This is a genomic window from Pseudoalteromonas sp. JC3, assembly GCF_030291895.1.
GTDB lineage: Bacteria > Pseudomonadota > Gammaproteobacteria > Enterobacterales > Alteromonadaceae > Pseudoalteromonas.
This window is the reverse complement of the sequence record NZ_CP127856.1, coordinates 552,631-566,916: the sequence shown is the minus strand read 5'-3', so window position 1 is coordinate 566,916 and position 14,286 is coordinate 552,631. Positions and strand designations below refer to the sequence as shown.

Annotated in this window: 12 protein-coding genes; 2 read left to right on the top strand and 10 right to left on the bottom strand. The window is 43.9% G+C overall.

Annotated features, from left to right (window positions below; all coding sequences use genetic code 11):
* Positions 1–27: 27 nt before the first annotated feature.
* From QSH61_RS21170 to QSH61_RS21130, 9 genes are all read right to left on the bottom strand, one after another.
* A complete protein-coding gene (locus tag QSH61_RS21170; RefSeq protein ID WP_206473723.1) occupies positions 28–729 on the bottom strand; it encodes a TorF family putative porin in 702 nt (233 codons plus the stop codon).
* 12 nt (positions 730–741) lie between these two features.
* The gene (locus QSH61_RS21165) at positions 742–1,959 is read right to left on the bottom strand and encodes a BCCT family transporter (RefSeq protein ID WP_174169141.1); all 1,218 of its coding nucleotides are present in this window, start codon (positions 1,957–1,959) and stop codon (positions 742–744) included.
* Between the two features lie 151 nt (positions 1,960–2,110).
* A complete protein-coding gene (gene betA, locus QSH61_RS21160) occupies positions 2,111–3,778 on the bottom strand; it encodes a choline dehydrogenase (RefSeq protein ID WP_206473725.1) in 1,668 nt (555 codons plus the stop codon).
* Positions 3,779–3,787: 9 nt separating this feature from the next.
* Complete coding sequence (gene betB, locus QSH61_RS21155; protein ID WP_206473726.1) at positions 3,788–5,251, bottom strand: betaine-aldehyde dehydrogenase; 1,464 nt, start codon at positions 5,249–5,251, stop codon at positions 3,788–3,790.
* Position 5,252: 1 nt separating this feature from the next.
* On the bottom strand, positions 5,253–5,843 hold the full coding sequence (betI, locus tag QSH61_RS21150; protein WP_206473728.1) for a transcriptional regulator BetI: 591 nt from the start codon (positions 5,841–5,843) through the stop codon (positions 5,253–5,255).
* Between the two features lie 293 nt (positions 5,844–6,136).
* Positions 6,137–6,988, bottom strand: a complete 852-nt coding sequence (locus QSH61_RS21145) for a substrate-binding periplasmic protein (protein WP_206473730.1) — start codon at positions 6,986–6,988, stop codon at positions 6,137–6,139.
* A gap of 213 nt (positions 6,989–7,201) precedes the next feature.
* Positions 7,202–7,414: a helix-turn-helix transcriptional regulator gene (locus tag QSH61_RS21140; RefSeq protein WP_010605545.1), complete on the bottom strand. Its 213-nt coding sequence runs from the start codon at positions 7,412–7,414 to the stop codon at positions 7,202–7,204.
* Positions 7,407–7,907, bottom strand: a complete 501-nt coding sequence (locus QSH61_RS21135; RefSeq protein ID WP_206473731.1) for a hypothetical protein — start codon at positions 7,905–7,907, stop codon at positions 7,407–7,409. The genes QSH61_RS21140 and QSH61_RS21135 overlap by 8 nt, the downstream gene beginning before the upstream one ends.
* Positions 7,908–8,211: 304 nt before the next feature.
* On the bottom strand, positions 8,212–9,123 hold the full coding sequence (locus QSH61_RS21130; RefSeq protein ID WP_206473732.1) for a GlxA family transcriptional regulator: 912 nt from the start codon (positions 9,121–9,123) through the stop codon (positions 8,212–8,214).
* 101 nt (positions 9,124–9,224) lie between these two features.
* Here QSH61_RS21130 and QSH61_RS21125 point away from each other — a divergent pair, with 101 nt between their 5' ends.
* Positions 9,225–9,740: a cysteine hydrolase family protein gene (locus tag QSH61_RS21125; RefSeq protein WP_010605542.1), complete on the top strand. Its 516-nt coding sequence runs from the start codon at positions 9,225–9,227 to the stop codon at positions 9,738–9,740.
* Positions 9,741–9,835: 95 nt separating this feature from the next.
* Here QSH61_RS21125 and QSH61_RS21120 read toward each other — a convergent pair whose 3' ends face one another.
* Positions 9,836–12,013: a malate synthase G gene (locus tag QSH61_RS21120; RefSeq protein WP_206473733.1), complete on the bottom strand. Its 2,178-nt coding sequence runs from the start codon at positions 12,011–12,013 to the stop codon at positions 9,836–9,838.
* Positions 12,014–12,260: 247 nt separating this feature from the next.
* Between QSH61_RS21120 and QSH61_RS21115 the strand changes: the two genes are divergently transcribed.
* Positions 12,261–13,865, top strand: a complete 1,605-nt coding sequence (locus tag QSH61_RS21115; protein WP_174169147.1) for an isocitrate lyase — start codon at positions 12,261–12,263, stop codon at positions 13,863–13,865.
* Positions 13,866–14,286 lie beyond the last annotated feature (421 nt).

The window sequence follows — 14,286 nt, the reverse complement described above, 5'->3', positions numbered from 1 at the left end:
ATTACAATCATCACATCTTAATGCAAGTTACAAAGCAAATGTTCTCGACACAGAAAGTACAATACGTTCATCTGCCGTATCCCAATCTAGGCTCGTATTTTCAGCCGCCACTTCAATATCAAACCCTTTAAATGCAGTTTGATAAGCAAGGCGATAGTGATTGTAAGATTTATCGTTACCATCCCACGTATATTTATCGCCATCCAATGAATTGGAGATATCAAAGCTTGCTCTTAGTGCATGACCTTCTGCAATTTCAAAAGTATGTGCTACCATCGCAATAGTGTGACCCGCTTCGGTACCAAAATAATCCCAGCTGTACCAGAAATTAAATTCGGTTTGGCCAAATTCACTGGCGTAACCAAACTTAGTATAGATCTCTGGATAGTTACCGTCGCTTGAGTTGTCACCACCATGATAAGAATAGTAAGCAATACCATAGTCAACGCTCCAGCTTTGGTTCAGCTCGACGAAGCGACCAACGTAAAAGTCCCACTCTAGATCTGTGTCACCACCAAAATCGACGTTAGACGCCCAGCTTCCAACATATACACCGTTTGAAAAGGCTTTATCTATACTGCCTTGTAGGGCTGGGTCATTTTGCGTTTGACTCACACCGTTAAAGGTATAATCAGATACACCCGTTAGGGTTGCAGACCAGTCTGCCGCCGCATAGTTAGACGCGAGTAAAAGTGGTAGTGCACAAAGTGTTTTCTTTAAGGTTGTCATGTAGTTGTATCCCTAGTTTACTGATTCAATTTTTCTAAAGTCGATAAGGTTGTCTTTTGGCGAGCTATCAATCTTGCTCACAGTTTTGTATTTGCTATAAGCAATGTAACCAAAACATGAGAAGAACAAGCCTATAACTAACGCACCAACCCATTGGATCTGTAAAAAGTTTAGTTTAAATAACAGCGTAAGCAGTGATAACGCCACGATATTAAATAAAATATAGTTTCTTTTTCCTAAACGGCTAACCGTGAGGTTAAGGTTGTCTGTATATAGGCGGATCAAAGAGTCGAGTGAGTTAATCACAAACACCACGCCAACAAAGACCATTGCAAAGTTTTTAATACCCGCAGTAGGGATCCCAGCCTCATGGTAGTGATAAAGCACACTAAACCATGCTGCGATTGGAATAGACGGGAAAATTAACATCGCCGCTAGCACTTGATAGGTTTTCAAGCCACCGACAAAACGCGATGTGAATTGCCCTATCATGATGCTCCACGCAAACCACCAAAACAGATAAAACTCGTGATAGTCATTCAGTGGCAACACAAACTGATCTAAATTGGTAAAGTAACCGCCGATCAGTGCCAAGTTGTTGGTATAGCTCGACATTGCACTGTCACCAAAGACAAACGCTGACGCCCACATAAAGGCGATTAAACCGATAAAGACCCATGTTGTCGTGATACTTAAAAAACGCACGTACTTAAGGCTAGTGCTTGAGTAAACCGCAAAAGCAATCGCCGCAAACACAATCAGATAGAAACTAGGAATAATCGACTCACCGTCGCCTAAACTGGGTAAATACCAAGGTAGATTAGACAACAATAAGAATGCAGTAAACGCACAAGTACCGATAATAACTAGGTTATTAATGAATTTAACCCAAGGAATTTCAAAGAATTTTACCTTGGGCTCTATTACGCAGAAATAAAAGCACGTAAGAAAGTAGAACCCCCAGATTAAAAATCCCCAAAAACCAAACTCTATGGCCAGCGGATTAGTAAATGCATACTCTGGGCTTGCTTTTATGTCTGCGTAACCCGCAAACTCCGTAAGCGGAAACATGATGAGGCCAACATCTAGGCCAGAAGTAAATAAGATTGCAATAAAAGTGAACGTTTTAACCGGTGTAACACCAACGCACTGTAAATTCCCCCACTTCAATAAGATAAAGGCAATTGCCAATAGGGTGAAAATGATGCCTGCACTAAGCCATACTGTCATTGTCACCCTCCCAAAATTGATAGAAGTAACTCATTTTTTCTCCGTTGTTTTTATTTACATTATTCCCGCATTAACGCAGTGCAAACGATTTGCACTGCGTGCCACTGCAGGTCTCATATGGGGCACGAACTTTCCCATACGAGTGGCGAAACTAGATCTCCGAACTACGTTGAACCTGTTGCCAGTTTTGTGTCATAGCAACGTTTGCTCCCTCAGCGGCAAGTGGTGAATTGCCTAAAATCATATCCGCTGCTTTTTCCGCGACCATAATAGTCGGCGCGTTGAGGTTGCCATTTGGAATGGTTGGGAAGATAGATGAATCCACAACGCGTAGCCCCTTTACACCGTGCACACGGGTTTGTGAATCTACAACCGCCATTTCATCCTCACCCATTTTGCATGAACAAGAAGGGTGATAAGCACTTTCTACCGCTTGACGCACAAAGGCATCAATTTCTTCATCGGTTTGGATATGCTCACCAGGTTGGATCTCGCTCTGTCTAAAGTCATCAAACGCACTTTGCTCGATGATTTCACGAGTCAACCTGACACATGCTCTAAACCCTTCGATGTCTTCTTGTTCTGCCAGATAATTAAACTGTATTTTAGGCGCCACCGTTGGATCTGCTGATTTAATCGTTACTTCACCACGGCTCTTTGGTTTATTGTGGCCGACATGAACTTGGAACCCATGACCATCAAAGGCACTTTTACCATCATAGCGAATGGCTGCAGGTAAAAAGTGGTACTGAAGATCTGGCCACTCAACGCCCGCTTTCGAACGAATAAAAGCACAAGACTCAAAGTGGTTGGTCGCGCCAAGACCTGACTTATCAAGTAACCATCTTGCACCGATCAAGCCTTTAGAAATTAACCCCAACTTGCCATTCAAGGTGATGGGCTGCTTACACTTGTATTGGAAATAAAACTCCAAGTGATCTTGAAGGTTTTTGCCCACTCCGGGTAAATGGTTTTTTACTTCAACGCCTGCGGCAGTCAACGCTTCTTTATCGCCAATGCCAGATAATTGTAATAAGTGCGGTGAACCGATTGAACCCGCACTCAAAATGACTTCTTTTGCAGCATTCACTATTTTCAGGTTACCTTTCACACTGTATTCAACGCCTGTAGCGGTTTTGCCATCTAACAGTACTTTTTGTACCAAGGCACCCGTGACTATGGTGAGGTTACTGCGATGTTTAATTGGATCTAAATAGGCGCGACTTGATGAACAACGCTTACCACCTTTTACGGTCATATGCATTGGCCCAAAGCCTTCTTGCTGCTCACCGTTATAGTCTTTAGTAAACGCATAACCCGCTTGCTCACCGGCGCTAATAAAGGCGCGATAGAGCGGGTTTGCCATTTCATTACCATTATTGGTGCCAAGAGGACCTTGCTCACCACGATACTCGTCGCCACCTAAATACCAAGATTCAGCGCGCTTGAAGTAAGGTAAACAAGACTGATAATCCCAACCTTGTGCACCACTGTATTGCCACTCGTCAAAGTCTTTAGCATGACCTCGAACGTACACCATGCCATTGATTGACGATGAACCACCAAGCACCTTGCCGCGAGGACAATGCATAACGCGATTGTCTAAGTGCGGCTCGGGCTCAGTATGGAACTGCCAAGCATATTTATCGGTATTCATTGGAATAGATAGCGCGGTTGGCATCTGAATAAAAATACTCTTATCACTACCGCCAGTTTCGAGTAGTAGCACTTTGTGCGCTGGATTTTCCGATAGGCGGTTTGCAAGCACACAGCCTGCAGAGCCTGCACCTACGATAATATAATCAAAATCAGTCATCATACTCCTCGATTAAAATGGACTTTCAATATCGCTCATACCAACATACACAGACTTAGTCTGGGTATATTGATCTAGCGTCTCGATGCCATTTTCGCGGCCAATGCCCGACTGCTTATAGCCTCCAACGGGCATTTCAGCGGGTGAGTTGCCATAACTATTGATCCAACAAATACCAGCCTCTAGCTGGTGGATGACACGGTGTGCACGTTGAATATCTCTACTAAACACACCTGCAGCCAAACCTAAGTGGGTGTTGTTTGCACGTTGAATGACTTCTTCCTCGTCATCAAATACCAATACCGACATCACTGGACCAAAGATCTCTTCTTTCACTATGGTCATGTCATCATGACAGTCGATAAATACGGTCGGTGCGACAAAGTAGCCGTTTGGCGCGGTTTCAGGACTAAGTGCCTCACCACCGGTCAGTACGGTTGCACCTTCAGCTTTACCTTTTTCAATGTAATCCATCACCAGTGTGTGATGCTGCTTTGAGATTAGGGCACCAAGATTTACGTTTGGATCGAGCGGATCGCCCGCGATGATATTTTGTTCGGTACGCTGCTTTAACTCAGCTAAAAAGGCGTCGTAAACCTTACGCTGCACAAATACGCGTGTGCAGTTGGTACACACTTCACCTTGGGTGTAGAAGTTGCCCAACATCGCGGCACTTATCGCTTGAGAGATATCAGCATCTTCAAAAACGATAAGCGGTGATTTGCCGCCTAGCTCCATCGTCACTTCTTTTAAATTGCTTGCCGCACTTTGCATTACTTTTTTGCCAGTACCCACTTCACCGGTGAACGATACTTTTTCAATATCAGGGCTGGTAGTTAGCCATTGGCCCACCTCAGCGGCACCTTGTACCACATTGAATACGCCCGCAGGGATACCGGCTTCAATAAATATTTCGGCCAGCTTAATCGCGCCTAGTGGTGTTTCTTCCGATGGCTTGAAAATGAGGGCGTTACCAGCGGCAAGTGCAGGGCCTGATTTCCAACACGCAATTTGCAGTGGATAATTCCACGCGCCAATGCCTGCACAAATCCCTAGAGGCTCTTTGCGAGTATAGAAAAAGTCCCCTCCCACAGGCTGCTGAGTGCCAACTTGAGCGGGAGCCAACCCTGCAAAATATTCAATTACATCAGCGCCTGTTTGAATGTCTACACATTCCGCCTCTTGCCAAGGTTTACCTGTATCTAACACTTCAATCTTGGCAAGCTCATCATTGCGCTCGCGCAGCAGAGATACCGCTTTATGTAAAACACGACTGCGCTCAATTGGCGCCATCGCTGACCATAATGCAAAGCCCGCTTTGGCACTTTCAATCGCAGCTTGCTGAACATGACTATCGGCAACCTCTACCTCGTAGATCACTTCATCCGTTGCTGGATTTTTTACTGCAAACTTTTCGCCTGAGTGGTTTGCCAAGAACTGGCCATGAATAAAATTTTGATATACAGGGACTGTCACATTATCCTCCAAACTGCTTAATAAGTGATTGAATGTAGCGTTTTGCGAGCGTTTCACTGTGATGAAACGCATGATGGTCAGCTTTGCTTAGCACCGCTCTTAACCAAAGTCCGTCAATCATACCGGCGGCAAGCTCAGCCGCTTCTTTTGCCTGTGCTCGCGGCATAAAAACAGCAAACGAAGTCGCTAGGTTACTCTGCAGACGGCGACTGTTAACGCGCTGTAGTCGGTGAAGTTCATCATCGTGCATAGATTGCGCCCAAAAACTCAACCAGGTACGCGTCGTATTTGACTGCTGCTGTACCATGGCAAAGTTAGCTTCTACGATATACATGAGTCGCTGCTCGGCACTACAACCACCGCAGGTTTTGTCCAACAAACTGTATTTCAAGTTGTTTAATAGATAGCGCACGGTTGCTTCAATCAAGCCTTGTTTGCCACCAAAATAGTGGCTGATGATCCCCGATGAGAGACCCGCTCTTTTACTGATACTATTAATAGTGGTTGCTTGTAATCCTAACTCGGCAACTGACTCTAAAGTGGCGTCAATTAGCTGCTGACGACGAACAGGTTCCATTCCGACTTTTGGCATAGCTTTTTATTAATTGACCGTTCAATTAAAATAAAGCTTAGGGTGATAAAGATGAGACTTCAAGGTTGACTTTTTGTAAAAAGCCAAATTTTTGACGTTTGTACCTAGGTTAATCCCATGATAGCTAAGGGGTTTTAAAGGATTACAAAAAATCTTAAAAAATTTTAAAAAATCTGAGATTTTGCAGGTATTTGCGATAATTTACCGTTTTGATGTGACAATTTGATTAAGTTTGGTTTGGCTAGAAAAAATCAAAATCAAATGAGGGAACTGAGTAAGACTAAAAACCCTTGCTAGTCAAGATTTGAAAGCGGTAACGGTTGGTAACTAGGAAACCTATTTGAGACAGTGGAAACCCCAAAAGAAGCGTTTGACTGATAACTCGCCACTAACAATTCAATCTTAGGTTTAAGCGCTAAGATCGCCTCATCAATTTTACTTTTCAGCCTCGCACTAAAAACATTTTTACGCAGCAAAAAGTGTACTTGGTTATCATGTACCACGTAAGGCCACGCCTGCGCAGCGTCAAGCCCTCGCTCTTTGATAAAATAGTTTCCCGTGATCATATCATCCACAATAAAATCAACGCGCGCTTTCATTAACATTTCAACCCGCCGCTGCGCACTGGCAATACTCACAAACTGATCTTTATAGTGGGGATCTTGTTTAAGCTTATCAAGTTCCTCTCCATAGTAAGATCCGATGCTCAACCCTATGGTTTTCGATTGCTTTAGTAATGAAGCTAAATCGGCAAGCGCTGTGGGAGGTGATAACGAAAATAATCGCATACGTTCAAAACGGTAGGGCAGAGAGAAATCTCCGTATGCTTCTCTATCTTTAGTGTAGCTAACCATTACCGCGACATCTATCACTCCTTTTGACATTTCTTCAAAAGTGCGAGCGCTGGAAGGGAGGCGAATATAGGTGGTACACACGGCAACATGCTGGAACACCATCTCGGCAATGTCTACGTCTAGGCCCCAAGGCCCGAGCTCATCAAACACAGTTAATGGCGGCCAATCGGCAACAACGCCAATATTCACCGTTTTACTGCATTCGCTCGCACTGACAGGGGGAAATACCAAACCCCACACTAATATAGCCATGCCAATCAAGTTATTCACTGATATGTACTGCTTAACCATGACACCTCGTGAGCAAGTCTATGACAATCGGCCTTATAACATGACGACTCAGTTCATTGCATAGGCACTATCTTTAGTAGTAACAATATATTTACCTAAAGCCTAGATTACAATGCCTAATTATTAAACTATTTAAGTCAAAAAACGTATCGGTGCTCACAGAAACAAAAAAGCGTGACGTAAACCCCCTTTACATCACGCTTGTTTTGCACTTTATGGCTGATATTCGAATACTTCTTCGATAGGTACATTAAATACATGAGCGATTTTAAAGGCGACTTCAAGCGAAGGGGAGTACTTGGCAGCTTCAATGGCCATAATCGTTTGTCTCGTAACACCCACTCGCTCAGCAAGCTCTTTTTGTGTCATTTCACCGCTCATAAAGCGTAGCATTCTGATTTTGTTTTTTATTGGTAAATCAGCCATACACAGCTCCCAAACGAGCTTTGACAAGCTGGGTTCCATAACCGACCAATTCAGCCAGCAAAAATGCAATCACTAAAATATGAAGTGGTGCAAACGGTAGTTCAAAAGGAAGCGCTTGCGACCAATCTTGCGCTTCGGCAGAATACTGGAAAATAGAGATACACACACCAACCTGAAGCACCCAGTAGGCAGGTTTGCACCCAGATAGTGCAATCAACTTTTCACGCTCATCTAACGGCTTATCCATATCTTTATCGCTAACAAAGCTCAGTAGCAGCTGACCTGCAATAGATGTCACGATAGAAATAATAATCACCTTAAGCAACAATCCTGATACCCAACTCGGATCTTGACGTAACTGCTCTGTAGCCGCTGTTATTTCGCCTAAATAAAAATACAAGATATAACCTGTTACCAAAAACTCTATCGCAACCGTTAAGTCACGGAAACTCAACGAGTCTAAAAACGCTTTAATCTTATTATTGCTTTCCATGTTACCCTCACTTTACTCAAGGTTAAGTATTTTTTACATTAAAAGCGTAAACTTTGACCAACAACAAGTCAAATATTTTTTACTTTAAGTCAAGTTTAAATAACTAACCTGAACTCGGGGTAAGAAGTAAGTTAAGATACTAAAATACCTAAGTTCAAAAGCGTAATATCACTCTAGCCAGAAGTTATTTCTTAGTACAAGGCAAATTTGTGCGTCAATAGCTGGCCTATTGCAAGCAAATTTAACGCAGTAGTAAGGGATAACAGCTGCTAGAGAACAAGTTGTTATCCTGGGTTCAGGTTAGCTAGAAACGTTTTCGAAACTCGCTTGGTGTTAAGCCCATACACTTATTAAACACCTTACGGCAGGCTGTCGTATCCTCGTATCCTACCTGGTGCGCAATCCAATCAAATGGTTTGCTCGTGCTTTCTAATAAATCACACATTTTCTGCACCCGAAACCGTTGCAGATATTGATTTGGATTGAGTCCGAGCACCTTAGCAAAACGTCGCTGTAAGGTTCTTTGCGTAAGTAGAGCGATATCAGCTAGTTCTGTAATTGAAATATTGTGACCATAATGGGTGTTAATATATTGCTGAGCGCGCAGCACAGCATCGTCACCATGTTGAAAGTTTGGCTGAAATTGATGATAGTAGCTCTGCTCCCGCTGAGCCGTATCTACGACAAGCGTTTTGCCTAACTTGCGCATGACTAAGTGACAGCTATATTTTTTGACTAGCTCTAATCCAAGATCAAGCCATGACATCATGCCGCCAGCCGACATAATATCATTGTGATCGATTAAAATTTTTCGTGTATCAATAGACTGGTTAGGAAAGTGCCGTTTAAATGCCTCAGTTAACCCCCAATGCGTGGTAAGTAAGCGCTGATGACTTAGCCCCGAGGCCGCAAGTATAAAAGCCCCCGCACAGGCAGAGGCGATAACTGCACCTCGTTGGTGCTGCTCGGTTAACCAAGCAAGTAATTGAGGTTCAGGTTTAAGGTAATAATCAGAACTAACACTCGGCGGCAATAACACAATATTGTAATCCCCCTTTACAGCACTACTAAAGGTGACAACATGTGTTGTAAAGCGGGTATCCTGTGACTCTTCGATACAAATTCTATCTGCTAGAAAAAACAGCTCTTCTAGACCATACACAGCCGACTTCATCGCATGAGGATAGTGACAAATCGCCACTTTGATTGGTTTCATCTACATTGTCGAATTTGAACTCAAAAATGTCATTTTAGACACTCCAGTCAAAGTTACAACTCCAGCACAATACCTCTGCAAACTAACTAACGAGGTAAAAAATGAACAACAGCGCACTATTGGTTATCGATATTCAAAATGACTACTTTCCTGGAGGACTTTTCCCGCTATGGAATAGCGAAAATACACTAGCAAACATCAATACAGCTATCCAAAAAGCAGCAGAGCAAAACATGGAAGTCATTTATGTCCAGCACATAGCTAATCCAGAGCAAGGAAAAGCACCATTTTTCAATGCCGACACAAGCGGTGTCGAGCTTCATAATGGCCTACGCCAAACGCAAGAAAACGGCCACCATATCGTAAAGTCCTATGCCGACAGCTTTGAGCAAACCTCCTTAAACGATTTGCTCCAATCTAAAGGTATCGACACTTTATATATCTGCGGCATGATGACACAGAACTGTGTAACCCATACCGCGCTATCGAAATCGGCGGAGCAGTACAATGTCTACATTCTCAGTGATTGCTGCACTACCATAGATGAAATGATCCACAAAATTGCACTCAACGGTGTTTCAACACGAGTACCTTTGATTGTCGTGTCGCAAATATAGCCCATGTAGGTCGAGGTTTACCTCGACACAAGCAGAAAAACCAAAAAGGCTGGATTGACCAGCCTTGATTTGAGTGACGTCGAAATGAAAAGGTGCTAATTAGCCTGCTGCTTATAGGCTTGTCGATAGGCGTGAAGTAGCGGCTCGGTGTAACCATTGGGTTGTACTCGGCCTTCAAATACCAAAGATAACGCCGCTTTATAGGCGAGGTTTTCACTAAGCGGTTTATGGTCATTGAGCATTGGTTGGTAGAGGCTGTCACCTTCGTTTTGACCATCTACTACAGCCGCCATGCGTCTAAAGGTTTTTTCTACTTGTTCTTCGCTACAAATGCCATGATATAACCAATTGGCGATATGCTGGCTTGAAATCCTAAGCGTTGCTCTGTCTTCCATTAATCCAACGTGATTGATATCAGGCACTTTTGAGCAACCTACACCTTGATCTATCCAGCGCACCACGTAGCCCAAAATGCCCTGCGCATTATTGTCTAATTCGGCTTGAATATCCTCCGCAGACAAATCGTTTTCTAACATCAACGGGGGCGTAAGTAAGTTATCGAGCGATGCTTGCTGACGTGTTTTTATCTCAAGTTGGCGTGCAAACACATCCACATAGTGATAGTGCATCGCATGGAGCGTTGCTGCGGTAGGAGAGGGCACCCATGCAGTATTAGCACCAGACTCAGGATGGCCTTGCTTTTGCTCCATCATCAGCGCCATTTTATCTGGCATTGGCCACATTCCTTTGCCTATTTGTGCCTTTTTCCTAAAACCGGTTTTAAGGCCAATATCCACATTTTGATCTTCATAGGCCGCTATCCAAGACTGTCCTTTAATTGCCACTTTGGGCAATACAGGGCCCGCCAGCATTGAGGTATGAATTTCATCGCCTGTTCTATCCAAAAAGCCAGTATTGATAAATACTACACGCTGCTTAGCGGCAGCAATACACGCTTTTAAGTTTACCGAAGTACGGCGCTCTTCATCCATAATCCCCATTTTAATGGTATTTTTGGGTAGCGAGAGCAGCGCTTCAACACGACTAAATAGGGTATCAGTGAAAGCGACTTCTTCAGGCCCGTGCATCTTCGGTTTCACGATATTGATACTTGCTGCCGTCGAGTTTTTGAACGGACTATTGCCTTGTAAATCATGCAGCGCAGCCGTGCTTGTCATGATGGCATCTAAGATCCCTTCAAACTGCTCGTTACCTTCTGCATCCAGTACCGCTGGCGTTGTCATTAGGTGGCCAACATTGCGCACAAACATCATAGAGCGACCTTTTAGTGTCATACGCTGGCCTTGTGTATCTACGTAACTTCGGTCGGCATTTAGCGTCCGAGTCAACGATTGACCTGACTTTTCGAAGGTCTCACTCAAGCTCCCTTTCATCAAGCCTAACCAATTTTGGTATACCAATACTTTGTCTTGTGCATCCACCGCCGCAACTGAGTCTTCACAATCCATGATTGTCGTAAGTGCAGCCTCAAGGACGACATCTTTGATCCCGGCTTTGTCTGCCTGTCCGATCGGATGGTGTGGATCAATTTGGATCTCAATATGCAGATCATGGTGGCGCAGCAATACCGCGCTTGGATTTTGTGCCTCCCCCTGATAACCCACCAGCTGATCAGGCTTTTGCAGTGCAACTTGGGTGCTGTCGTTGAGTGTAATCACCAAATTGCCGTCTAGAATCGCGTAGTTCGTACTTTCTATGTGAGAGCCTTCTGCCAACGGCAGTGCTTTATCGAGGAATTGCCTAGCATAAGCCATGACTTTAAACCCACGGTTCGGATTATAGGCTTGAGTACGCTCAGCACCATCCTCTTCGCCAAGAACATCCGTTCCATAGAGCGCATCATACAAAGAGCCCCAACGCGCATTCGCCGCATTGAGCGCAAACCTTGCGTTACTGACAGGCACCACTAACTGAGGACCGGCTGCGCTCGCAATTTCAGGCTCCACATGCTCGGTTTCGATGGCAAAATCTTCAGGCTCAGGCTGCAAATAGCCGATAGATTCAAGAAATGTCCGATATTCTGCCGATTGCCAATCAGGATGAGAGAGATGGTAATCGTCAATTTGCTGTTGCAGGGTATCGCGTTTGTTGAGTAACGCTTGGTTTTGCTTCCCAAGTTCCGAAAAAATATCCACTACGCCTTGCCAAAATTGATTGACCGCGATCCCCGTACCGGGAAGTAGAGATTGCTCAACAAAGTGCGCCAGTGGAGTCGCAATTTGGAAGCCTGAATGAGTGACATACTTGCTCATGGAGAGTCCTTGATTAACATTTTTTGAACGGGATAGGTCAAACATAAAACAATTTTTGGAAAAACGAACCCCTTTTCCCATTCATAAAAAATATACTCGCAATAATAACTATAAATTTAAAAAATCTAATTTATCGGCCTAGTGTTTAATTAAGCCCGCAGCCAACCACTCTCACACCGGTTGGTTTCGTGTAACAAACAACCAGAATTTAATTTGATTTATAGTACCCGTTCAAAGGAAGCTAATTATGTCTCAGTATCAAACTCAGTTAGATCATTTCTCTAGTCTATGCCAAAGCCAAGGAAAAACTTGGCAGTCTATCAGTCCTGAGTATGCCAGCCGTATGCACCTACAAAACCGTTTTAAAACCGGTTTGGACATTGCAAAATACACGGCAAAAGTGATGCGTGAAGACATGGCAGCGTACGACGCAGATAGCAGCCAATACACGCAATCGCTTGGTTGTTGGCACGGTTTTACCGCGCAACAAATGATGATGGCAGTGAAGCGTCACAATAAAACCACAAAACGCTCTTACGTCTACCTAAGTGGCTGGATGGTTGCTGCGCTGCGCTCAGAGTTTGGCCCACTACCAGACCAAAGTATGCATGAAAAAACAGCGGTTCCAGCTTTGATTGAAGAGATCTACACTTTCCTCAAGCAAGCCGATGCGCGAGAGCTAGATCATCTCTACAAAGATCTTGATGCAGCGAGAGCAAAAGGCCAAGACACAACTGAAATCCTTAACAAAATCGATAACTTCGAAACCCATGTAGTGCCTATCATTGCTGATATTGATGCCGGTTTTGGTAACGAAGAGGCGACCTACCTTTTAGCTAAACAAATGATTGAAGCGGGCGCTTGTGCAATTCAAATCGAAAACCAAGTATCGGACGCAAAACAGTGTGGCCACCAAGCAGGTAAAGTAACGGTTCCTCATGAAGACTTTTTAGCCAAGATTAACGCTGTACGATATGCTTTCCTTGAGCTTGGTGTTGAAGATGGCGTTATCGTCGCTCGCACTGACTCATTGGGTGCAAGTTTGACGCAAAAAGTGCCAGTATCAAAAGCGCCAGGCGACCTTGCGAGCCAATACACTAGCTATTTAGACACCACGCCAGTTACCTCGGCCGCTGACTTACAAGAAGGTGAGATGGCAATTAAATTGAGTGGCGAACTGCAAAAGCCAGTTCGCTTAGACAACGGTTTATACCAGTTCAGAGCAGGCACAGAAAAAGATCGTGTGGTACTAGACTGTGTAACCAGTCTTCAATCAGGCGCAGATCTATTGTGGATTGAAACCGAAAAGCCAAATATCGAGCAAATTGCCGAGCTAGTTAACCGAGTTCGCGAACAAGTGCCTAACGCTAAGCTTGTGTACAACAACTCGCCATCGTTCAACTGGACATTAAAATTCCGTGAACAGGTATACCAACAATGGCAGGAGCAAGGTAAAGACTTATCGGCATACCCAAATCCAAGCGCGGATGCAAAAGTATTGATGGCGCCAGAGTTAGACGCAACCGAGTTGGCAACCGAAGCCGATTTACTGGTGCAAAACTTCCAGCGTGACTCGGCAAGAGAAGCGGGAATTTTCCATCACCTTATTACACTGCCAACTTACCATACAGCAGCGCTCAGTACTGATATTCTGGCTGAAGGCTATTTTGGTGACGCGGGTATGCTTGCCTATGTGCGCGATGTGCAACGACAAGAAATCCGTCGCGAACAAGCATCAGTTAAACACCAAGACTTGGCGGGCTCTAATATCGGTGACACGCACAAAGAGTATTTCTCTGGTGAGAACGCACTCAAAGCAGGCGGTGAAGCCAACACCATGAACCAGTTCTAAACACTGGATTTAGATAACGACTTATATAGTTCCTTAATCAGCAAGGGCCGTCAGGCCCTTTTATCTATTGTGGATCAGATTTTTACTAGCCACTGGTAACTGAGATCACGTATTTACCAACGCCAGTTATTCAGATCATATTTTTACTAACCTAGACCTATTTGAGATCAGAATTTTATTAACTCAATACCTAACGATCCCGATCTTTACAGTAAAGATCTAAGATCCAGACAAAAAAGAGCGCATTTGTGACTTTTTTCACTTTCACAAACCAAAATTTTACTAACTAAACCAGCGACAGGTCACATTTTTACTAACTTACTTAGTAAAATTTTGTTCTGAGTTTACTTTGACTAAAAATCAAAATATGACTAACCTCAGATTTATAAGCACTTCATTCTGCTGTAAACCCCCTTTACAC